This window comes from Actinoplanes sp. NPDC051405 (assembly GCF_055586185.1).
In genome coordinates this window covers 13,921-35,311 of sequence record NZ_JBVJIR010000009.1, presented here as the reverse complement: position 1 = coordinate 35,311, position 21,391 = coordinate 13,921, and the positions used below count along the sequence as shown (strand labels likewise).

The following is a 21,391-nucleotide window of genomic DNA, read 5'->3' as shown; positions in this document are numbered from 1 at the left end:
CGTTGACCCTGTTGCGCGACCTCATCGACATCCCGGTCTCGATCGGTGACACCGACTTCGTTGTTCGGGCGTCGGAGGGTGCCGACCTGGAGCACTACGTCATCACCGACGACCTGCGGCGCAACTTCGACGACGCGCTCGGCATGGTCGCGCACGCCGTGCGCAGCGGGAAGTCGCAGGCAAAGTTCCTGCACGGCTCGTTCGGCTCCGGCAAGTCGCACTTCATGGCCGTTTTGCGGGAGATCCTGCGGCACAACCCGGAAGCGCGCTCCCTCCGGGGCCTGGCCGAGCCGATCGACAAGGCCGACCCGGGGCTCAGGGGCCGCAAATTCTTGACCCTTACGTTCCACATGCTCGACGCCCGTTCGGTAGAGCAGGCCGTCCTCGAGGGCTACCTGCGCCAGATCACCGAGCTGCATCCCGAGGCTCCTGTCCCAGCCGTGCACCGGTCCGACGCGTTGCTCGTCGATGCGGCGCGCTTGCGGGACCAGTTAGGCGACCAGCGGTTCTTCGAGATCCTCGGCGGTGCCGACAACGGGGACGCCACGTCCACCGGCGATCTTGCGGTGGATATGGCTCGTGGCGGCGACTGGGGATCCGAGCGTTACGCCATGGCGGCGGCCGAGCCGCCGGGTACTCCGCTGCGCGACGAGCTGGTCACCGCACTGACCAGTGCCTTCTTCTCCGGTGCGGTGCAGAGCGGGGAATACCTCGACTTCGACACCGGACTCAAGGTGATCACCCGGCACGCCAAGGACCTCGGGTACGACGCCATGGTTCTCTTCCTGGACGAGCTGATCCTGTGGCTCTCCACGAAGATCGCCGACCACACGTTCGTACAGACCGAGGGCGCGAAACTCAACAAGCTGGTCGAGTCCTCCGACTCTGCCCGGCCGTTGCCGATCGTGTCGCTGGTGGCCCGGCAGCGCAACCTAGAAGAGTTCCTCGGACCGCAGGTCGGCGGCACCGAACGCGCCGCCCTGGCCGATGTGATGCGCAGCGTGCAGGGCCGGCTCGGGCAGGACATCGTGCTCGCTGACACCAACCTGCCGCAGATCACCGAGGAACGGCTGCTGAAGCCGAACGACGATGCCGCGCGCAAGGTGATCGACGAGGCCTTCGATGCGGTCCGCAACCGGCGCGATGTGTGGGACACACTCCTGCTCGGCGCGCAGTACGGCGACGCGGGAATCGGCTCGGACGCGACGGCGTTCCGGCGCCTCTACCCGTTCTCGCCGGCGCTGGTCGCCACCCTCGTGGCGTTGTCGCAGGCGCTACAGCGTGAACGGACCGCGCTGAAGGTGATGACCGAGTTGCTCGTCGAGCGGCGCGACACCCTGCAGGTCAACGACCTGATCGGTGTGGCGGCGCTGTTCGAGCCGCTGGTCCTACACGGCGAGCTACCCGACCGGCCGCAGCTCAAGCAGAAGTTCCAGGACGCGCGGGAGACCTATCAGCGCAAGCTGCGCCCGCTGCTGCTGAACATGCACGACGTCGACGAGGCGCAGGCCGGCACCCATGAGCTGTTCCAGATCGACGACAAGCTGGTCAAGACGCTGATCCTGGGCTATCTGGTCAGCGAGGTGCCGGCGCTGCACAACCTCACCGCGGCCAAGCTGCACGCGCTCAACTTCGGCTCAATCGCCTCGCCGCTGCCCGGCTACGAAAACCAGATCGTGCTCGGCCGGCTGCGCCAGCTCACCGCCGACGCGGGCGAACTGCACATGTCCGACGGGCCCGACCCGATCATCTCCGTGAAGATCACCTCGGCGGACTACGACAAGCTCCTCGACCTGGTGCCCGTCAACGAGACCGCCGCCGGCGCGTTGCAGCAGATGGTGCGCGACATGGTCTGCGGCGAGTTGGGCCTGGACGGCCAGTCCGGCGGCTTCGGGGAGTATCCCTACTACCGAGAGTGGCGGGGGCGCAAGCATCTAGTCAACGTGCGGTTCGGCAACGTCCGCGACAAGGACAACATGCCCGACAGTGCGCTGCTCGCCGACGGTGACGCATGGCGCGTCGTTATCGACTACCCATTCGATCCCGGCCGCCGCCGCAACGAGGACTTCGCCCGCATCGAAACCCTGCCGCGCGGCTCGCGGACCGTGTTCTGGATGCCGTGGTTCCTCAGCCAGGACGCGATGGGCCGGGTCGGCACCCTCGCGAAGATCAACTATCTGCTGGGTGGTGCCGGCAGCGACCGGCTGAGCACCCTGGCCGCCGATGAATCCGCGGCCTACCGGCAGCAGGCGAAGGTGTATTTCCAGCAGCGCCAGCAGCAGCTGAAGTCGGCGCTGCTGGCCGCGTTCAAGCAGGCCTACGGCGCGGCCAAGCCGGAGCCGGTGAACGTCGAACTCGACGCCATCGGGGTGCTGGACACCCTCGCCGAGGGCCTGCGGGTCGGCGACCCACGTGGCGGGACCCTGGCGGACGCCTTCGCGAACCTCACCGGCGAACTTCTCACCTGGTCGTATCCCGGCAAGCCGGCGCTACCCGAGGACGAAAAGGTCCCGACCCGGTCGGAACTGAACAAGATTCTCGTGTACGCCCGGCGGGCGGTTGCCGATCCGACCAAGGGCGTGGCCGTCGACCAGGGTGACCAGAAGGCTGTCCGGCGAATCTGCAACCCGTTGCACCTCGGCGTGCTGGCGGAGCACCGGTACGTCCTGACGATGAAGGACTGCTGGTGGAGTGGGCACCTGACCCAGCAGGCGGCGCGGGAGGGCTACACCGATCACTTCCCGGTCCATGTCCTCCGCAAGCTCCTCGACGAGCCGGCGGCACGTGGCTTCGACAAGGACCTGCAGAATCTGATCATCGCGGTGTTCGCCGAGGAGCAGCAGCTCGCCTGGCACCAGCACGGTGTGGCCGTGCGGGTCGACTCCGTCCAAGCCGTCACCGATCAGTTGGAGCTGCGCCAGATCACCCTGCCCGACCCGGATGTCTGGGACCGGGCGTGCGCACGTACCCGGGGCGTCTTCGGTGTCCAGACGCCCGGCTGGCGCAGCGCGGCGGGGGCGACCTCGCTGGCGCAGACCGTTCGGGAGGCCGCCAAGCGCTACGCGCCGGTGGCCGCGGCGCTGGCAGCCGAGCTGGAGCGGCATGCGAGCACGCTCGGGCTTGATCCGGCCGCCCAGCAGGGCCGGCTGCACCATGCCCGAAAGACCGGCCGGATGCTCGCCGATCTGTCGGCCGAGACCGACGACCTGGTGCTGATCAGCCTCGTGGCCGACCTGCGGTTCGACATCGACGACACCGCGGTCGGCAGCGTCTTCAAATCCGCCGAGCAGGTGAGCCGAGCGCTCGCCGCAACTCACTGGGATCTGCTGGACACGTTTCGCAAGCGCGCCGACGCCGGAGACGAGGCGGCGGCGGGCATCTTCACCCGGCTGGCCTACAGCGCACAGCACGATGCGCATGCCGCGGACCTGCCGGCCGCGTTGAAGGCCGCGATCAGCGAGGCCACCGCCCTCATCATGCAGGCGCAGCCCACCGGCGGCACCCCGAGCGGTGGCGACACGACCGGCGGGGTCGCTCCCGGTGGAACCGTGACCGCGGTGGGAGGCGGCACCGCCCTGCCTGGCACCGGCGTGACGGCCGGCGGTGCGGCCGGGACAACCGGTGGTGGGGTTACCGGTCCGGCGCGGGCGGCCGGGCAGCCCCGCACTATCCGGACCGGGCAGGACCTCACCGAGTTCGCCGACCTGGTCCGGGCCGAGTTGGATGCCGGTCGCGCGATTGTCGTGTCCTGGGAGACCCGGTGAGCACGGTCCAGCCTGCCGCGATCAAGCGGAAGGTCGAGACCTGGCTCACCGAGGAACGCGACCAGGCGCCGGCCATCGCGCTGCGCGCCGCCCCGGCCTGGACTGGCGAATCGGTGCTCACGATCGGCGGCACTGCCGTGCGGATCGTGCCGTGCCCGACCCCGCTGGCTGCACGGGCCGCCCTGCACGATCGCATCGACGGTGAACGGCTCGTGCTGCTCACCGAACTTTCCGACGACGACCTCGGCGAGGGTCTGCTCGCCTACGTCAGCGAGCAGCACGTCCGCAAGGTGGACATGTGGGATGTCGCCACTCAGATGTTCAAGGTGCTCGCGGTAGACCCCACGCTCGTGGCGAAGGGCCGGTGGGTGGCCGAAGCGTTGATTGACCACAAACCCGCCGGTGACTGGCCGCCGGCCCCGGGCACAGTCCTTACCCGCGATCACGCGCTCCGCAGCCTCGCCGCCGAACTGCTCGGTCTGGGCCGCGACGAGATCGACAGCGCCGGACTCATGCAGTGGAGCACCGACGCCGGGCGGGTGCTCCGGCTGGAGAAGCTACCCGGCACGCTGCTCGACGGCCTTACCGACTACCTCGTCGAGGTGACCGGCCCGGTCGCCGTTCCGATCATGGCAGCCTCCCGGGCCGGGCACGGCGTTGACGCCGTACCGCTGGGTTTGCTGGCCGGTGTGCTCTGGCCGGACCGGACCGGACCGCAGGCCACCAAGATCGCAGTCGCCCGTGCCCGGTTGGAACCGCGGTTCGGCGGGATACGCCTGGACGACGCGGAAGCGCTCGCCTTCAGCGCTGCCGCGGAGGCATGGGTGGACCGGGTGGTCGGACTCGACGGCGGCACCGGTGAAGCCAACCGGATGCTCAGCCGCGCCGAGAGCATTGCCAAGGAGATCGACGCCACCGCCTTGCTGGGCGGCAGCAACCTCCTGCCTACCGGTTTCCTGCAGCGCATGCGCGACGCTGCGGCGGCCGTACGGCTGGCCGTGCCGACCGCCGGCGCCGCCGACCGGAAGCGGATCGCTTCGGCGCAGTCCGCGCTGGCCCGCTTGGGCGAGCATCGCGGTGGTGACCCGGATCGCCTGAAGATCATGCAGATGGCCGTCCGACTGCTGCGTTGGCTGGCTGGCGCTGAACAACCAAAACCGGCCAATCTCTACGAGGCGCTGCACCGCCAGGTACGCGACGACGGCTGGGTCGACCGGGCCCGCCTGGACGTCTTCGCCGGTGACACCGATCCGCAAGTAGCCGAGGCGCTGCACCTGCTGCACCGGGCGGTTGACGCCCGCCGGGCCCGCCACGACCAGCAGTTCGCCGAACTGCTCGCTGCCGACACGCGTGCCGAGGCCGTCCCAGGTGAGCTGATCCGCGTCGAAGACGTGCTCGACCGGGTGATCCAGCCGATTCTCGACCAGGGCCGCCGGGCACTGCTGCTGATCATGGACGGGATGAGCGTCGCCGCCGCCACCGAACTCGCCGAGTCCCTCACCCGGGTCGGCACCTGGACCGAGTTGACCCCGGCCGGCGGGCCCCGCGTCGGCGTCCTCGCGGCCCTGCCCACCATCACCGAGGTCAGCCGGTGCAGCCTGCTCAGCGGCCGGATCGCGGTCGGCCAGCAACCCGCCGAGCAGAAGGCCTTCACCGGACGGTTCCCCGCCGGAGAGTTACTGCACAAGAGCAAGCTGCGCGGCCATGCCGGCGCAGCCATCGCGCCCGACGTCGCCGCCGCGCTGGCCAACCCGGACGTGCCGCTCGTGGCAGCCGTCGTCAACACCATCGACGACGCACTCGACCGCAGCGAGCCCGGCACCACCGTCTGGAGCAGCGAAACCATCCCCAGCGTCAAGGATCTGCTCGCCCTCGCCGACGGGCGGATCGTGGTGATCGTCTCCGATCACGGGCACGTGGTCGACCGCGGCCCAGAAGCCGAGTACCGGTCCAGCCCTGGCGACGAGAACCGCTGGCGCCCCGCCAACCCGCCCGCCGGGAACGGCGAAGTGCTGGTCCAAGGCTCACGGGTGGCCAAGGGCGACGGCGCCGTTGTCCTTCCCTGGCGCGAGCAGATTCGCTATGGCCCGCGCAAAGCCGGCTACCACGGTGGCGCCGCGCCGGCCGAGGCCGTCATCCCGCTACTCGTCCTCACCGACGGCGACGACGCAGCCGGCGCTGACTGGCAGCCCGCCCCGGTGGCTAGCCCGACCTGGTGGCGCGAGTCCCTCACCATCACCCAGCGCGTTCCCGAAACCGCGGCTCCGCAGACCGGAAAACGGGCGGCGCCCCGCAAACTTCAGGCCCAGGCTGAGAGCCTGTTCGACGAGGTTAAACCCGCGTCCGCGCCACCGGTCCAGCCCGTTGGTCGCGACCTCGTCGCCGAGGTCTTGGCCAGCGCCGTGTATCGCCAGCGGCGCGACCCACGCGCTCCGCTGTCAGACGAGCGGGCCGGGGCCTTGCTGCGCGCGTTGATCGACGGCGGAGACCGGGCCACAATGGACACCCTCGCCGCCCGCGCCGGCATCCCCGCCGGCCGCATCCACGGCGCGGTTACCGCGCTGCGCAAGCTCCTTCAGGTCGAGGGCTACCCGGTTCTGTCCATCGACCCCGACAACGTGACCGTCAAACTCGACCGCGCTCTCCTCATCGATCAGTTCCACCTGGGCGGATCGTGAACACGGAGATCTCGGCGAGGCGGCGCAAGGACATCATCGACGCCCTGCGCCGCGGAGTCGTACCGGTGAACGGCCTCGACGCGCTCGCCGTCGGGCTCGCCCGCTTCGAAGCCGCACTCGACGACGACCTCGACCGGGTCGCCGGCGGTGGCAGCGTGTTCAAGGCCGTCCGCGGGGAGTACGGCGCGGGAAAGACGTTCTTCACCCGCTGGCTTGCTGAACGCGCCAAACGGCGCGGGTTTGCCGCCGCCGAGGTGCAGATCTCCGAGTTGGAGACCCCATTGCACCGCATGGAGACCGTCTACCGCAGGCTCGTCGAGAATATGAGCACCGAGCAGTTCCCGCCCAGCGCGCTGCGGCCGATCTTGGACGGCTGGATCTACGCGTTGGAAGAGGATGTCCTCGCTGCCGGCACGATCGCCGAGGACGACACCGCCGGCCTGGACGCGGCCGTCGGCAAGCTCCTGGAGACCCGGCTCGCGGAGATCTCCCGCAGCACACCGGGCTTCGCGGCGGCGCTGCGCGGCTACCGGACCGCCACTGCCGCAGGCGATCCTGCGACGGCAGACGGCCTGGTCGCCTGGCTCGGCGGCCAGCCGCACGTCGCCGCGGCGGCCCGCCGAGCGGCCGGGGTCAAAGGCGACCTTGACCACTTCGCCGCGATGAGTTTCGTGCAGGGCCTGCTCACCGTCTTGCGCGATGGCGGCCACCCGGGGCTGCTACTTGTCCTGGACGAGGTGGAAACCCTGCAGCGGGTCCGCTCCGATGCGCGGGACAAGGCTCTCAACGCTCTGCGCCAGCTCATCGACGAGATCTACGCCGGGCGTTTTCCCGGGCTGCTATTGATCATCACTGGGACGCCGGCGTTCTACGACGGCACTCAGGGTGTGCAGCGGCTCGCGCCGCTCGCCCAACGTCTGGCTACTGACTTCGGCCCTGACCCGCGCTGGGACAACCCCCGCGCCACCCAACTACGTCTATCTGGCTTCTCCCTCGACGCGCTCGTCGAACTGGGCGCCCGCGTCCGCGACATCTACGGTAGCCCCACCGTTACGGACCGGATCGACGACGGCTACCTGCGAGAACTCGCCACCGCGGTCACCGGGAAGCTCGGTGGCCAGGTGGGCGTCGCACCCCGGGTCTACCTCAAGAAACTTGTCGCGGACGTGCTGGACCGGGTCGACCAGTTCGCCGACTGGAATCCGCGCGAGCACTACGCATTGACGGTGCGCTCCGACGAACTGACCGACGTGGAACGCAACGCAGCCTCCGCCGACGACGTCAACCTGCAGCTGTAGGGCCGCACGGTGAGCACCGAGCTGGACCCCGCCGTACTGCACCACATCGTCAACACGCTCGGATGGCCTGACCTACGCCCGCTCCAGCGCGCTGCCATCACACCGCTCATCGCCGGCGACGACGCCTTGCTGCTTGCTCCGACCGCAGGTGGCAAGACGGAAGCGGCCACCTTCCCGATCCTGAGCCGTATGGCCGCCGAACGCTGGACCGGCACCTCCGTGCTGTACCTGTGCCCACTCAAGGCGCTGCTGAACAATCTCGAGCCCCGGCTGGAGCGTTATGCCGACTGGCTCGGCCGCCGCGTCGCGCTCTGGCACGGTGATGTGAGTCCCGGCAAACGTCGCGCGATCCTCGCCGGCCGCCCCGATATCCTGCTCACCACCCCCGAGTCCCTCGAATCGATGCTGGTCAGCACAAACGTGGACCATCGGGCGTTCTTCTCCGGGCTGCGGGCGGTGATCGTTGACGAGGTCCACGCGTTCGCCGGGGACGACCGAGGCTGGCACCTGCTCGCCGTACTCGAAAGACTCACCCACCTCGTCGGGCGCCCGCTGCAGCGGATCGGGCTGTCCGCCACCGTCGGAAACCCCGAGCAACTCCTCACGTGGCTGCAGGGCGCCGGAGCCGATAGCCGACCCGGCAGCGTCGTCGCACCCGACATTGTCACCGCGACATCGTCTGCCACACCGCGCGTGCCGCCCGGGGAGATCGAACTCGACTACGTCGGCTCACTTTCCAACGCCGCCCAAATCATCGCGGCCCTGCACGCCGGGGAAAAGCGGCTCGTGTTCTGCGAGGCCCGGCAGACCGTCGAGGAACTCGGCCAACTGTTGCGCGGACATGGCATCACCACATTTCTGTCGCACGCCTCGCTCTCTACCGACGAACGCCGCCGCTCGGAAACCGCGTTCGCCGAAGCCCGCGACTGCGTCATCGTCTCCACCAGCACCCTCGAACTCGGCATCGACGTCGGCGACCTCGACAGGGTCATCCAAATCGACTCGCCGGCGACGGTCGCCAGCTTCCTGCAGCGACTCGGCCGCACCGGAAGACGAGCCGACACCGCACGCAACTGTCTCTTCCTTGCCGTGTGGAGTGAATCGCTCGTCGAAGCGGCAGCGCTGCTGTTGCTCTGGGGCCGAGGCTGGGTCGAACCGGTGACGCCCACGCCCGAGCCCCGACACATCGTCGCCCAACAACTGATGGCGTTGTGCCTGCAAGAACATCGGATCGGGGATCGACTCTGGCCGCAGTGGTGGAACGGACTAGCACCCTTCGATCGCAGCGCCGAGCCGATCACCCGTCATCTCGCTGAGCAAGGCTACCTGGACAACGACGGCGGCATGTACTTCATCGGCCCCGAAGCCGAGAAACGCTTCGGACGGCGGCACTTCATGGACATGACCGCGGTGTTCCTCGGCGCACCAGAGTTCACCGTCCTGGTCGGCCGCGACGAACTCGGCAAGATCGACCCGAGCCTTCTGACCGAAGAAGTGCCCGGCGCTCGCCGCCTACTGCTGTCCGGACGCAGCTGGCAGGTCACCTACATCGACTGGAAACGTCGGCGTTGCTTCGTCGAGCCGGCCGATGCCGGCGGCAAGGCGCGCTGGAACACCGGCGGCTTCGCCGGCACTGGTTACGACCTGACCCGGGCAGTCCGCGATGTCTTACTCGGCGCGGACCCGCCGGTGAAACTCACCCGCCGGGCCGTGGACCAACTCGCCAGGCAGCGCGACAAGTATTCCTCGCTGGTCCACCCAGGTGGCAACGTCATCGTGCGCGCCGACAACAGCGACCTGCGCTGGTGGACCTGGGCCGGCTTCCGTGCGAACGCGACGATTGCCGCGACACTGAGTGAGGTCGTTGACCCTGCGCAACGCTTCGACGACCAGTACATCCGGCTCCGCGAAGACCTCACGCCGGCGGCCTGGCGCCAGCTCACCGCCGACGCCGCCATCCGGCTCTGTCTGCCCGAGGTGAGCAAGAAGGCGCTGGACGGGCTTAAGTTCAGCGCCGCCCTTCCGAAACGCCTCGCCATGGCCACGCTCGCCGCCCGCCTCGCAGACTTGACTGGAGCACGGCGAATCCTCGCCGAACCCACCCGCTTCGTCACCGTGGTCTGACCCGCCTTGGCTTACTCGGCGCGAGGTGATTTTCTTATGCCTCGCGACGAACAAACTCAACTGCCTCAGTCTCCGTCCGTACGCCCCTGGCCTTGAACCCGGCTGCTGCGATGGCCTTGCCAAGCGAGTTCTGTGACGAATACCAGTACGGCAGGTGTTTACGGGCGGACGGAGCAAGCGTGTCTCCGAGGATGTCTTCGATTTCACCGAACCTCATGGATGTCGAGTCGACATCCAGCGCGGCCAGGTACTCGGTCAGTGGCTGGTACTTGCCTATTGGCTCGATATCCGACCTTGTTTCGGACGTTCCGGCACTCTCGGAGAGTATCTCTACAACTTCAGGCGGAATCCTTATTGCAGTGAGCTGACCAGCATCAACATAGACGGATTTCATCATCGGCGCGACAGAGGGCGGCAGCGTGCCTTCCGACTGAAGGTCAGCGGTAATCCTGGCAGCCGGCCTCGTGATGCCCCGCAGCATCCGATCGTCACGGTAGTCGCACAGGACGTAAATTTCCTCGCGGCTGATGATGCCGCCCCCGGCCGCCGCTGCGTTGATGACGTCGGCAAGATCCCGCCGCCCTTCGCCCCGCAGCCGCTGGAGCAACATTTCCACGGCCTCGGCTGTCCATTTTCCGATCGGGTCGATCACCGTACGGTTGGTGTCCGCGTCTTTGGCGGACTCCGGATCTACCACGACGTCGAGGGCCTGTGATCGGTTGAGCAGGTCACTGGCGCGCATCAGGAACAAACGATGTCCAGTGCTGTCGAAGAATTCCTTTGTCATCTCCTGGCGCGGACCGATCAGGTCCGGCCCTCGGCGCCACCACCAGTCTTCCTTCTCATCGTTCGTGACGATGATGAGGTCCATCTGACGGGTTTTCGCTTCATGGCATGCTTGGGTGTACACGAGAAAATCGCCGGCCGCACCCTCGGGGTGTTGATCGCCCTTCTCGGCGTCGAGATACCCGGGAGGCACAAGATTGTCCACGCGCTGGTTACCCTCGACGATCAGCGCGTTCCAGGTGTTCTCCGCCGGACGATTGAGAACCCGGCCTGCCAGTAGCTCGGTCAGCCTTCTCAGGACAGGGTCTTCGTCCGCTGGCGTTGAGGGGTGAACGCGGTCAGGCGTAGCTCCATCGATTGCTTCCAGCAGGCGTTGGAAGACGTTGTCGACGTCGGCGTGCAGTCGCTGGAGGTCAGCATCGTCAATCGCCAACTGCTTGGACCAGGTGTCGAGAGCACGCGCAGCGCCAGCTCGATTCTTCCCGAGGGCAACACGGGCCTCGCTTGTCGCCTGGTCGGGATTGCCGATCGCCTTGATTCGATTGCGGTGGAATTCACGCATAGCCTGATAGGGAACGACGAGGCGGCCGCCAAGCTTTTCAAAGATCGCGAAGAGGTCCCCCGTCGTCCGCGCGTTGTAGCCGTAGAGGTTGAGCAGCACATTCGCATCCACCGCGACAAGCGCGTTCGTCAACGCCTCACGCGACTCTGCTTCACTTACCACACGGTAGCCTTCGAAACCGTCGAACAGCCCAGTCATTTCTCGACCTCCTTCGATATGGGTCCATTGTGGCCTTCGAGCGGCTGTTGTTCTATGGGCCGGGCGTACGAGTGAATGGAGGGAGCCAGTCCACTACCCTTCGCGGCCGACTTGGCCGGAGCGCAACTTCGCTCCCCAAAACCAAGGCGCTGCCCTCTGACCTGCTCGCGAAGTTAAACGCGAGATTCGCCTCGGTCGCGTGCTGCGGCCGGGTCGCGGAGTTGCCGAGCCGGCGCGCAAGTTTGGCTTGGCTGATCTCAAGTCGCTGCGCCCGAACCCTTGCGGCGCATTCCTGGGCAGGGGCTGCCGGCGAACAGTAGGCCCGGTTCGCGCAGCGCTGAAGTTCAGCTAGGCCCTGCCCGCACGACCCGCGATGGCAACGCTGACCTCGAGGCTCTCCGACCTCGACGGCGCCGCTGCGGTCCTCCGAGAGTCTGTCCGGTTTGTGAACGTGTAGTCATGCCCCAGTAGACGGTGAGCGGGTTTACCATCGGTGAACACGTTCGCACGGACGGAGACGCATGGTGGGGTCGATTGACGATTGGTACGTCAACGCCTCCGGGCGGCGCGGCGGCAGGCTTGGGAATGATGCGGAGAATGACGATCCGATCGACGCCGGTGTCGATACCTGGCTGGATGACCTCCATGGGCCTCGGACGCCGGAAAGCCGGCGCGCCCCCCGCGCCATTTCCACCCAGCTGGACGTCTGTCGATCGGTCGACCGGCCGCCCGGTGGCGGCCGGCCCGCCGTGGCGAGCAGGACGGATGGCATCGCCCGGGCCGAGCTCTCGCAAGCGGCACGAGCCTTGCAAGCGCGGCATCCGGGGATCGCCACCAAGGCGCTGACGAAGCGGCTGCGGCAACAGCTCGCCCGGCCATCGCTGACGGTCGACCAAGTAGCGGAGGTACTAGGTAGAAAGCCGAGCGCGGGCCTAGCTCAAGAAGCCCGAGCGATTATGGCGGCCTATCCCGGTATCGGTCCGAAGAAGCTGGCCGCACGCCTGCGCCAGCGAGGTTGGGCTGATGTGACACCGGAATCGGTCCAAGTCGCTCTGCAGCGAAACCGGGCGTCCCAGTCGGGCGTCCCCGCCCAAACTACGAAGCCTGCCATGGCGGCGTCTGCCATGGCCCGCAGGATCCGCTCCATCGACGCATCCGCCCCGGGCTGGACCATCCCAGCGCTGACCAAGGCAATCCGTGGACATGGCTGGCCCCAGGCCACCGAGGCGGACGTGCGGAAGGCGCTACTCGGCTCGGACGATCTTCAGCCGAAACAGGACGCGGCGCCTTCCAACCGGCCGGCAACGACCGCTGGGATCACATCCAGGGCCAAGGCTGGCGACGTCGATCGACAGCAGCCGCCTGCACGCGGACGTGGCGCGGCAATCTCCAAAGCGACAAGGTTGAATCGTCCCGAGGCTGACCGCAACGTACGAATTCGGGCTATCGTCTCTGGTGTGCGAGGTCGTAGCCGACCTGATCCAGCATCACTGCACGCTGCGATCCTCGTGCTTGAACAGATCGCCCCACGCGCCGACGTCAAGACACTACATTCCCTTTTGCACCTGTGCAGCTGGACCGGACTCAAGCTCACCCACGTCGAGGCGCTTGTGGAGGAGTTCTCCGTCCGCCTCTCGCTCACTAGCGCATTGGTCCTGACCGCCGTAGAGCATCGCCGTGCGACGCGGGTCGCCGCCGTGTCGGCAATACGTGCAGTCTTGCCAAGAGAGACCGCCGAGACGATCGCGTCGCGGTTGCGGGGATGGCTGGCCCTCGGTGACGACGCCGCAGGTCAAAGACATCCTCGGATGGATCGGAGTTCCAGCGCAGTCACGACGGCGTGCCAGTAAGGCTGCCAACAGCCAGAACCCACCGCAGACCACGCCCAGGGCTGATCAATCGCCCGCAGTACCGCTGAACATGGTCGGCCCAAGGTCGCATGATCTCAAGCCTGGGGATCTGCGGATGCTCTTGACGCTCTAAGAGGCTATCGGCTCGCGCGCTGAGGCGGGTCTCGTTGCAAGCCGCGTCCCCCATGTGGGAGAGCGTTTGAGAGAATCACGCGTCCCGGAATGGTGCGTCAGCCGATGGCATGACCTGGCATGCCATCGGTATCCTGAGGTGCGAAAATGACGTCGGACGGCATCCAGCGATACCAACCCGAACTCAAGAAGTGGGTACTCTTAGTCCGCTGATTGCCAAAGGACGCCGCCGAGTCGGCCCGAGCATATAGCGAGCGGAACCGACGCCTATACCGCATCGCTCGCAGCGCCTTTCACAGCGTGTCGGCCTGCGTTGCTGTCGCCCGTCCGCATTAGGAAACCGATGCTCGGGCGCTGGCGTCCGCGGTGCTCCGGTGGTGCTCGGACGTTTGACGACAGCGCAGCACCAGTGCGGACGTTCCGGCACGGCGGTGTCTGGCAGATCCGAAACTGATCGCTGTGGGAGCGCGGATCGCGCGGACCAGGGAGGACGCAACGCCTCTGAGCCGGACGGCTGAACTCCGTGGCAGCACGACACGCGACTGATCAGGAAGTGGGCTGTGGAGCCGACTACAAGTCGGAAGGTCGACGAAGGATGCACGGCTGAGGCGAGCGAACTACGTGGTGCTCCGATGGTGCTCGGATGTTCGGCGCTGATCGGGCACGAACGAAGCTGGCCGAGCACCTAACGATCCATGTGGTGCGGCCACCGGGTTCGGAGCCTGGCTGGCACGGCCGGGACCAGCCCAGACGTAAGCGACTTGCGGCGGACGTTCCGCTCTCGTGCTGGACGAATGGCCATGTCTGTGTACTGCATGTGTGACTCTTCGGATCCATCTGGCTACGGATCAGAAGGTTAGGGGTTCGAGTCCCTTCGGGCGCACCAGCAAAGCAAAACCCTTCACCAGCCACGACGGCGCGGTGAAGGGTTTTTTCATGCTCACGCCGCTGCCTATCAAGCGCCGTAGGAGCCACGGGGATTCCGCGGCGCCATCTCTGGCTCCCGGCTGCGTCGAACAGTGCCCGCTACATCAGCGCCCAGTCGAGCCGGTCCCAGTGCACACTCAACGCCTCACCCGGCGCACACCGACGGGAGCATGATCGTCACCAGCGCTCCGCGTCGCCGTGCGCCTGACCTGTTAGAGCTGATCGCACTCGCGCACAGCATCCTGACCGCTTTCATGCCGACGACAGACGCGCGGTGACCCGCACGGCACTAGCGGTCATCCAGTCCGCCTGTGTTCTGCCGAACCCAGTTGATCATCTACCGCTCGGCCACCAGGTCGAGGAGCGCCTAGTGTTCGCGGCCCCGGAGCGCGAAGCGGTTGAGCTAGCTCTGGTGTAGCCCACCGAACCAGACATGCACGCTCACCGGTGGAGGCTCACCTCACGACTACCGACAGGACTCAAGCCAGCGCGTCAATGCGGAAGTAGAGACCCAGCCGGGTCTGATTCAGGGCGACTGTGACGACCCTCCCGGCTGCGTTCTGGTACGTCACTGGTTGAGTGAGAATTTGGTTGGCATCGTTGTTTCGCGTTCTCTCCAGTGGCCAGAGGTTGTCGTACTCGTCTTGGCCGGCCCACTGGAGGTCGCGTACATGGTCGGCCTCGTACGACCCCCATGCAAAGCCGTGGTGGGTCAGCAAGCGGCGGAACTGGTCTTGTGCGACCCCACCCCGAATCGCGCCGACCTGGGTCCGCGGCCACACACAGCCGAGCCGCGGATAATTTCGGCCTTTTAGATCCACGCCGATCTTGATCACATCGATGCCGTCCCTCGTTTCGGCATGGCGGCGCACATCGGCCAGCCGGGGCACCCTCTTCGGCACCGCCAAATAGTCAGGCTCGGTCAGGAAGAATTGCTGGCTGCCCACCGCAATCCTTGGCGGATAGTGCCCCGGCGACTTGTACCAGGTCATCGGGATCGGATCGCTTGGGTAGCGTCCCGTGGGCGCTGCGCCGGGGCCACCTCCAGATCCCGCACCGCCACCGGCGACGCCACCACCGCCGGTACCGCTTGGCTGGTTGAGCGGCTCCAACTTCTCCTCGGAAGCTGCCGCCGTGAAGACTTGGCGAGCCAGGTCCTCGAGCTGAAGTTGTTCGTCGCCGAACGTCATCTGCGGAGCGATCGAGTTCGGCGGTCCCGCCATGTTGAGGGCGAGCATGGCTCCGTGCTGCCACCGGTAGTCCAAGGTCTTGTTGACCAGGTCCCAGTCCTTGCGCCACTTGAACCCCAGCAAGCTCGCTTCGATGAATGCGTCGAGGCCGAAGTGCAACTGCAACGCGGCCTGCGCCGCCCTATCGAATCGCAGCCGGAGATTCCCCCTGTCGATGATGAACCCAGTGCGTCCGCCGAAGCGCAGGCCGCCGGTGGCCCACCCCTTGGCGGCGAGCCCCATTCCGAGCCGTGCCACTTCCAGGCCGACCACCTTGCCAACCGCGTCGACTCGGCCTTCCAGATGCGCCTTGAGTCCCATGCTTCCGCCGATGTCGAGATCGGCGAGTCCGTGTACGCGGCGCGCGAAGCCCGCCACGGAGGCCAGCATCGCCGGTTCAGTCCCCACAAGCCTGAGGGCGGCCGCCTCCAAAGGTGACATGCCCACCTGGATGTTTCGCAGTGCGCCCGAATAGCTGGCGCTGAGAGCGAGCGCGGCCTCGGCCGACACCCGCAAGTCCACGCGCACCCCCAGCTGCGGAATCGGAATGGTGAACAAAGTGAGTTCTTTGAGTGCCTGTCCGAACGCCTTATCCGCCTTGCGCGGTGTGATGAGGTTCCAGTCAGGGAGCCGTAGGACCTCGTCGCCGGCAGGCCGCTTGCCCTCCATGATCGCCTGATTGCGTTCCCGATCTTTTCGCATCGCATCACCGAAACGGCTGCGGGGCTCCATCTGACGCTGGGCCGCCGGTGTCGACCGCCGTGGCGGCCGTGGCGACAAGACCGGACCGGCTCGTTGATCGGCACTGAGAGCGTTAGCCACCGCCCGATTCCCGACGCTGCGCTGTAGCGCCAGCACCAGCGATGGTCCCGCCGTCGGAAGTGCCCTGGCTGCTCCTGCAGGGAATTCCGGGGCACGCAGGTCGGGGCGTGCCGCAGAATTGCGCGCACCATCCTGGCGCGCATCAATGGTGTACCCGCCGCTTGCGACCGTCCCGGGACGAGGCATTCACAGATCCTCCCCGCGGGATGGCGGTGCCGTCATGCCTGTCCGGGTGTCCTCGAGGTCCAAACACATTTCCCTATCAGGCACAGTTGTGTCGCGACGGGATGACCCCCCAGGTCGTGTAGTGGTTGGCCTTGGTGAGGTGGGTTACCAGACGCCCGACAAAAAACGTACGGGGTCCGGCTCGGGTATCGCCTTCGCCCGGCCGGCCAGCTGGCCTATGACAAAGGCCGGGCACCCCCAACGGGGAGGCCCAGCCTTTGCGGTCCATCTCTCAGGCGATGCCGTACGCGCGGTAGATCGTCACGTCCGTGTAGCCGCCGCTCTTGTACGTGGCCCGCGCCCGCAGTGACACCGCGCCCGAGGCCGGGTTCGGGACCACCGCGGTCCAGACGCCCTTGATCTTCTTGACCTTGACCGTGCGCCAGGTCTTGCCGCCGTCCGCCGACATCTTCACGCCCAGCGACTTGAACTTGGGGTTCTTGCCGCGCTTGGCGTCCGGGTCCTGGCTGTAGCGGTTCAGCTTCAGCGCGACGTTCGTGGTTTTGCCGCCCGCCTTGTTCCAGCCGTTCAGCCCGGTCGGCACCATGGTCACCGAGTTGACCTCGGCCAGCGAGTTGCTCTTCGGCTTGGTGTAGAAGCGGTAGCTGACCACGCTCTTGGTGGAGAGCATGCCGGCCGGGTACCTGATCTCCGGGTAGTACCGGGTGGCCGTGTTGGTGAGCGTGTACCAGCCGGCCTTCTTCACCTTGTAGTCCAGGACCGTCATGTCGGGTTCCCAGCCCCGGTCCTTCTTGGTCTTGACCGTCTTGCCCTTGAAGGACAGGGTCGCCGTCGCCTTGTCGCCGCCCTCGCCGCCGGTGTCGTTGCGGGTGAAGGCGGGGTCGGTGAACATCTCGTTCATCATGAACGAGATCCGGCCGTACAGGGTGGTCGGCAGCTGGGTGCTCGGACCCCAGGCGGCGTTGTAGAAGCGGACCGTGGACGACTTGCCGCTGGCGACCTTGCGCTCGGCGAAGTACGAGCCGATGTTCCAGCTCTCGCCGTTCTTGGTGGTCGCCGACGTGCCGGACCGGATGTGCCAGGCGCCGGGCGTCAGCTTCAGCTTCGCGCGGCTCGGCCGGTCGGTGGACCACAGGCCGCTGTACATGTCGTCGGCGCACCCGCGCTTGATCGGCTGCACCGCCACATCGGTGTTGTTGGAGCCGGCCGGGCCGAGGTTCGACACCACGGAGACGGTGCCGAGCGAGGAAACCTTCAACGTCCGGGTCGGCTTCTTCGGTACGCCGGTCGTCTGGTGCACGACCGCGTACGCGTCCGCCTGGGCCAAGCTGTCGCTCCACGTGCCGAGGGCGGCGAAGGCGATCTTCTTGGAGGTGGTCGGGATGACGTACACGGTGTCGCCGTACGCCTCGACGTTGTAGCTTGCGCTGGTCTTGGTGCAGATTCGGGCGCTGAGGTTGCGGGAGAGGCCGGCCGGCGCCGGGCTCACCGCGAGGTTGACCCGGCGGCCCTGGCGGGCGTCGACGGTCAGCTTGGCGGATCCGGAGACCTTCACCGTACGGCCGCCCAGCGTGGTCGTGCTGCCGCTGGTGATCGAGGTGAGCACGGCATAACTGCCCTTGGGCAGCTTCTTCTTCTTGTTGCTGCGGACCGTGTACTGCGAGCTACTGGCCAGGTTGACCACGGTGGCAGACACCGAGACCTTGGCGCCGGAGCGGTTCAGCACGGTGAGGGTGAGCGTGTTGGTCGCTGCGACGGCGGCGCCGCCGGTGCTGAGCACCAGGGCGGGAACCACGGCGGAGACGGCCAGATATCGCCCGAGACGGGCACGGCTGAAGATCGGAAGCATTGTGGCTTTCCCCTTGGTCGGAGGGGTGACATCGGCCGTACGTCCGGCCGACATCGAGAAGAGGTGCCGGTGATCATGCCACAGCGGCGCCCGCCGCGTTGTCCCTTCGAACGCCGTCACCGACCACAGTGGATTGGAGGACGCCGTCAGCTCTGCGCCGGTCCGGGCAGCAGGTCGACGGTGTCGGCCGACATCGGCTGATCGCACGCTGAGCAGTGCAGTTCCACGTGCGCGATCTCGCCGCACGCGTGATGCCGGTACAGCACCGGCGGCCCCGCCTCGCCGGCCGTCCAGCGGTCGCCCCACTTGGCCATGACCATGAGCAGATCGACGAGCTCGGTGCCTTTCTGGGTGAGCACGTATTCGCTGCGGGCGGGCCGTTCCGAATACTGCTGCCGGGCCAGCACACCGGCCTCGACGAGCAGCTTGAGCCGCTCGGTCAGCACCTTGCGGGAGATGCCGAGGTCGGCCTGGATCTCGTCGAAGCGGCGGATGCCGACCCACACGTCCCGCAGGATCAGGGGCGACCAGGGCTCGCCGAACACGTCCAGGGTGCGGGCGATCGAACACGCCATCTCGCCGAACTGGGTGCGCTGCATCGACCCAGGCTAGCTCTCCTGGGTTCCCTCAAGGAACTGAGTCTGTTAAGTTCCCCGAAGGAACTCACTCGGGAGGCGAACGATGACCGGTGCTCTGCCGCAAGGTGACCTCGGACTGCTGGAGACACCGCTGGCGCAGGAACTGCTGACCTCACGAATCCCCGCGCGCATGGGATTCGTGTGGCCGGACGGCACGCCGCGGGTGGTGCCGACCTGGTTCCACTGGAACGGCCGGGAGATCGTCATGGCGACGTACACGGGTGGACCGAATGCCGGAATCCGCCACCCGGCCGCCCGGATCGCCGCCCTCCGGGCAAATCCGGCAGTCGCCTTGACCATCGACACCGATGACGCGCCGCCGCGGTGCCTGACCATCCGCGGTCTTGCGGAGATCACCGAGGTGGACGGGATAGCTGAGGAGTATGCGGCGGCGGCCCGCCGCTATCTCGGCGACGGCGCGGAGCCGGTGCTGGCCCAGATGGACCAGCCGGGGACCCGGCAGGCCAGGATCGTGGTACGGCCGACGTGGGTCGGGCTGGTGGACTTCACGACGCGGCTGCCGAGCGTGCTGGGCGGGGTCCTCAGCTGACGGATCAGACCTTGCGGTAGCGGGCCTGCACGATCGAGAACAGACCGTACGCGGCGATGCCGAGTGCGGTCAGGGCCAGCAGCCACGGGCCGTAGCTCTGCTCGGACAGCACGTTCAGGGTCGCGTCGAGGCCGCGGGCCTTGTCCGAGTCGTACTGCACGGCCGCGATCAAGAACAGGACACCGGCAATCCCGTACGCGGTGCCCTTGGCGGCGTAGCCCGCGATGCCGAGCCGCTCGCTGAGCCGGCGCATCTTCGCGGTCATCTGGCTCATCTTGAGGTGCTTCTCGAACTTCTTCCGCAGCCCGTAGACAACCAGCCCGACACCGATCGCGGCGATGACCACGCCGGCCAGACCCACCGTGATCCGGCCGCCGGTCGAGGCCATCAGGTCCTCGCTGGCCTTCTGCTGAGTGTCGGCGCTCGATGCCTTCTTGCCCCGGAGCACCTTGATGCCGGTGAAGGCGAAGTACGCGTAGAACAGGGCGCGGCCGGCCGAGACGATCCGCTCGTACAGGCGGTGCCGGCCCCGCTCGGCACGGTGACCGATGGCCGCCTCGAGCACCTGCCAGAGCGTCATGGCGATGAGGCCGATGACGATGACGACGATGAGGAAGGTTCCGAACGGCTTCTCGGCCAGGTGGTGCAGGGCGCCGGACTGGTCGCCGTCGGTGCCGGAGCCGTCGAAGGCGATCTGGAGGATGAGCCAGGCGAAGAGCAGGTGGATGATGCCGTACCCCACCAGCCCGCCACGGGTCAGGTGCTCCAGCCAGGTGCTGTTGGCGGTACGCGACGCGGCGCCGCGGGCCTGCGTGGGAAGGGAGGACATGGACCTGCCATTGACCTGAACGCCGATTTCTGAAACGTGCGCCCCGGCTGAGACCGGCGGAAGGCCGCGCCGGCGGTCCGATAGCGTGACCTGTGTTGGCGTCCGGCGCGGCTAAGGGGAACTTGTGGAGCTGTTGCACTCGGGGAAGGTCCGGGATGTCTACGCCGATGGCGATGACATTCTGCTCGTCGCTTCTGATCGGATTTCGATCTACGACGTTGTCCTGCCCACCGCCGTCCCCGACAAGGGGAAGATTCTCACGCAGCTTTCGCTCTGGTGGTTCGACCAGCTTTCCGACGTGGTGCCCAACCACATCATCTCCGCCACCGATGTGCCCGCCGAGTGGGCCGGTCGCGCTGTGCGGTGCGAGCGGCTCGAGATGGTCATGGTTGAGTGCATCGCTCGCGGTTATCTTGCGGGGTCCGGGCTCAAGGAGTACGAGAAGAGTGGCGCCGTCTCCGGTGTTGAGCTTGTGCCCGGGCTCATCGAGGGGTCGAAGCTGCCCGAGCCGATTTTCACCCCGACCACCAAGGTCGCTCCGGGCGAGGGGCACGACGAGTTCATCACGTACGCGGATGTCGAGGATTCGGTCGGCGCCGACGTCGCCGCGGAGTTGCGGCGGATCACTCTTGAGGTCTACCGGCGGGGGTCCGAGGTTGCCGCCGGCAAGGGGATCATCATTGCCGACACCAAGCTCGAGCTCGGGTTCTCCGGGGGTGTGCTGAAGCTCGGTGACGAGCTGCTGACACCCGACTCGTCGCGCTTCTGGGCGGCTGACGAGTGGCAGCCCGGTGGCACCCAGCGGTATCTCGACAAGCAGTTCCTGCGGGACTGGTCCTCGTCGTTGACCGGGTGGGACCGGACCGCCCCCGGCCCGGAGATCCCCGACGAGGTCGTCGAGGCCACCCGCAACCGGTACGTCGAGGTGTACGAGCGGCTCACCGGCGACCGCTGGCGCTGAGCCTCAGG

At 67.1% G+C, this 21,391-nt stretch carries 12 protein-coding genes; 7 read left to right on the top strand and 5 right to left on the bottom strand.

Annotation, left to right across the window (positions count from 1 at the left end; translation table 11 throughout):
• The first annotated feature begins 2 nt into the window (after nt 1-2).
• Genes ACZ6S4_RS20165 through ACZ6S4_RS20150 form a run of 4 tightly spaced genes read left to right on the top strand, consistent with a single transcriptional unit; the run spans nt 3 to nt 9,864 of the window.
• A complete protein-coding gene (locus tag ACZ6S4_RS20165; RefSeq protein WP_465476409.1) occupies nt 3-3,764 on the top strand; it encodes a BREX-2 system ATPase PglY family protein in 3,762 nt (1,253 codons plus the stop codon).
• On the top strand, nt 3,761-6,442 hold the full coding sequence (pglZ, locus tag ACZ6S4_RS20160; protein WP_465476408.1) for a BREX-2 system phosphatase PglZ: 2,682 nt from the start codon (nt 3,761-3,763) through the stop codon (nt 6,440-6,442). Before ACZ6S4_RS20165 ends, pglZ begins: the two co-directional genes overlap by 4 nt.
• Nucleotides 6,439-7,740 carry a BREX system ATP-binding protein BrxD gene (gene brxD / locus ACZ6S4_RS20155; RefSeq protein WP_465476407.1) on the top strand — a complete coding sequence of 434 codons (1,302 nt, stop codon included), beginning with the start codon at nt 6,439-6,441 and terminating at the stop codon, nt 7,738-7,740. The genes pglZ and brxD overlap by 4 nt, the downstream gene beginning before the upstream one ends.
• Nucleotides 7,741-7,749: 9 nt before the next feature.
• A complete protein-coding gene (locus ACZ6S4_RS20150; protein ID WP_465476406.1) occupies nt 7,750-9,864 on the top strand; it encodes a DEAD/DEAH box helicase in 2,115 nt (704 codons plus the stop codon).
• Nucleotides 9,865-9,898: 34 nt separating this feature from the next.
• Here ACZ6S4_RS20150 and ACZ6S4_RS20145 read toward each other — a convergent pair whose 3' ends face one another.
• Entirely contained in the window at nt 9,899-11,410 is a 1,512-nt protein-coding gene (locus tag ACZ6S4_RS20145) for a PIN-like domain-containing protein (protein ID WP_465476405.1), read from the bottom strand.
• Between the two features lie 521 nt (nt 11,411-11,931).
• Between ACZ6S4_RS20145 and ACZ6S4_RS20140 the strand changes: the two genes are divergently transcribed.
• On the top strand, nt 11,932-13,260 hold the full coding sequence (locus ACZ6S4_RS20140; RefSeq protein ID WP_465476404.1) for a hypothetical protein: 1,329 nt from the start codon (nt 11,932-11,934) through the stop codon (nt 13,258-13,260).
• 1,538 nt (nt 13,261-14,798) lie between these two features.
• On the opposite strand, the gene ACZ6S4_RS20135 is transcribed toward ACZ6S4_RS20140, so the two are convergent.
• The 3 genes from ACZ6S4_RS20135 to ACZ6S4_RS20125 all read right to left on the bottom strand — a co-directional run bounded on the left by ACZ6S4_RS20135 (nt 14,799) and on the right by ACZ6S4_RS20125 (nt 19,004).
• Nucleotides 14,799-16,280, bottom strand: coding sequence for a hypothetical protein (locus tag ACZ6S4_RS20135; RefSeq protein ID WP_465476403.1), 1,482 nt, complete (start codon nt 16,278-16,280; stop codon nt 14,799-14,801).
• 547 nt (nt 16,281-16,827) lie between these two features.
• Nucleotides 16,828-18,405, bottom strand: coding sequence for a hypothetical protein (locus ACZ6S4_RS20130; protein WP_465476402.1), 1,578 nt, complete (start codon nt 18,403-18,405; stop codon nt 16,828-16,830).
• 146 nt (nt 18,406-18,551) lie between these two features.
• A complete protein-coding gene (locus tag ACZ6S4_RS20125; RefSeq protein WP_465476401.1) occupies nt 18,552-19,004 on the bottom strand; it encodes a winged helix-turn-helix transcriptional regulator in 453 nt (150 codons plus the stop codon).
• A gap of 82 nt (nt 19,005-19,086) precedes the next feature.
• On the opposite strand from ACZ6S4_RS20125, the gene ACZ6S4_RS20120 reads away from it, so the two are divergent.
• Nucleotides 19,087-19,593 (top strand): pyridoxamine 5'-phosphate oxidase family protein, encoded by a 507-nt coding sequence (locus ACZ6S4_RS20120; RefSeq protein ID WP_465476400.1) that lies wholly within the window; start codon nt 19,087-19,089, stop codon nt 19,591-19,593.
• A gap of 4 nt (nt 19,594-19,597) precedes the next feature.
• Here the strand turns inward: ACZ6S4_RS20120 and ACZ6S4_RS20115 are convergent, their stop codons facing one another.
• A complete protein-coding gene (locus ACZ6S4_RS20115; RefSeq protein ID WP_465476399.1) occupies nt 19,598-20,422 on the bottom strand; it encodes a DUF1206 domain-containing protein in 825 nt (274 codons plus the stop codon).
• A gap of 124 nt (nt 20,423-20,546) precedes the next feature.
• Here ACZ6S4_RS20115 and ACZ6S4_RS20110 point away from each other — a divergent pair, with 124 nt between their 5' ends.
• The gene (locus ACZ6S4_RS20110; RefSeq protein WP_465476398.1) at nt 20,547-21,383 is read left to right on the top strand and encodes a phosphoribosylaminoimidazolesuccinocarboxamide synthase; all 837 of its coding nucleotides are present in this window, start codon (nt 20,547-20,549) and stop codon (nt 21,381-21,383) included.
• The last annotated feature ends 8 nt before the right edge of the window (nt 21,384-21,391 follow it).

Excerpts from the sequence above, each read along its gene's own strand:
- ACZ6S4_RS20115 (WP_465476399.1), bottom strand. The coding sequence starts at position 20,422 with ATGTCCTCCCTTCCCACGCAGGCCCGCGGCGCCGCGTCGCGTACCGCC.
- ACZ6S4_RS20135 (WP_465476403.1), bottom strand. The coding sequence starts at position 16,280 with ATGGAGCCCCGCAGCCGTTTCGGTGATGCGATGCGAAAAGATCGGGAA.
- ACZ6S4_RS20145 (WP_465476405.1), bottom strand. The coding sequence starts at position 11,410 with ATGACTGGGCTGTTCGACGGTTTCGAAGGCTACCGTGTGGTAAGTGAA.
- ACZ6S4_RS20120 (WP_465476400.1), top strand. The coding sequence starts at position 19,087 with ATGACCGGTGCTCTGCCGCAAGGTGACCTCGGACTGCTGGAGACACCG.
- ACZ6S4_RS20130 (WP_465476402.1), bottom strand. The coding sequence starts at position 18,405 with ATGCTTCCGATCTTCAGCCGTGCCCGTCTCGGGCGATATCTGGCCGTC.
- ACZ6S4_RS20125 (WP_465476401.1), bottom strand. The coding sequence starts at position 19,004 with ATGCAGCGCACCCAGTTCGGCGAGATGGCGTGTTCGATCGCCCGCACC.
- ACZ6S4_RS20140 (WP_465476404.1), top strand. The coding sequence starts at position 11,932 with ATGGTGGGGTCGATTGACGATTGGTACGTCAACGCCTCCGGGCGGCGC.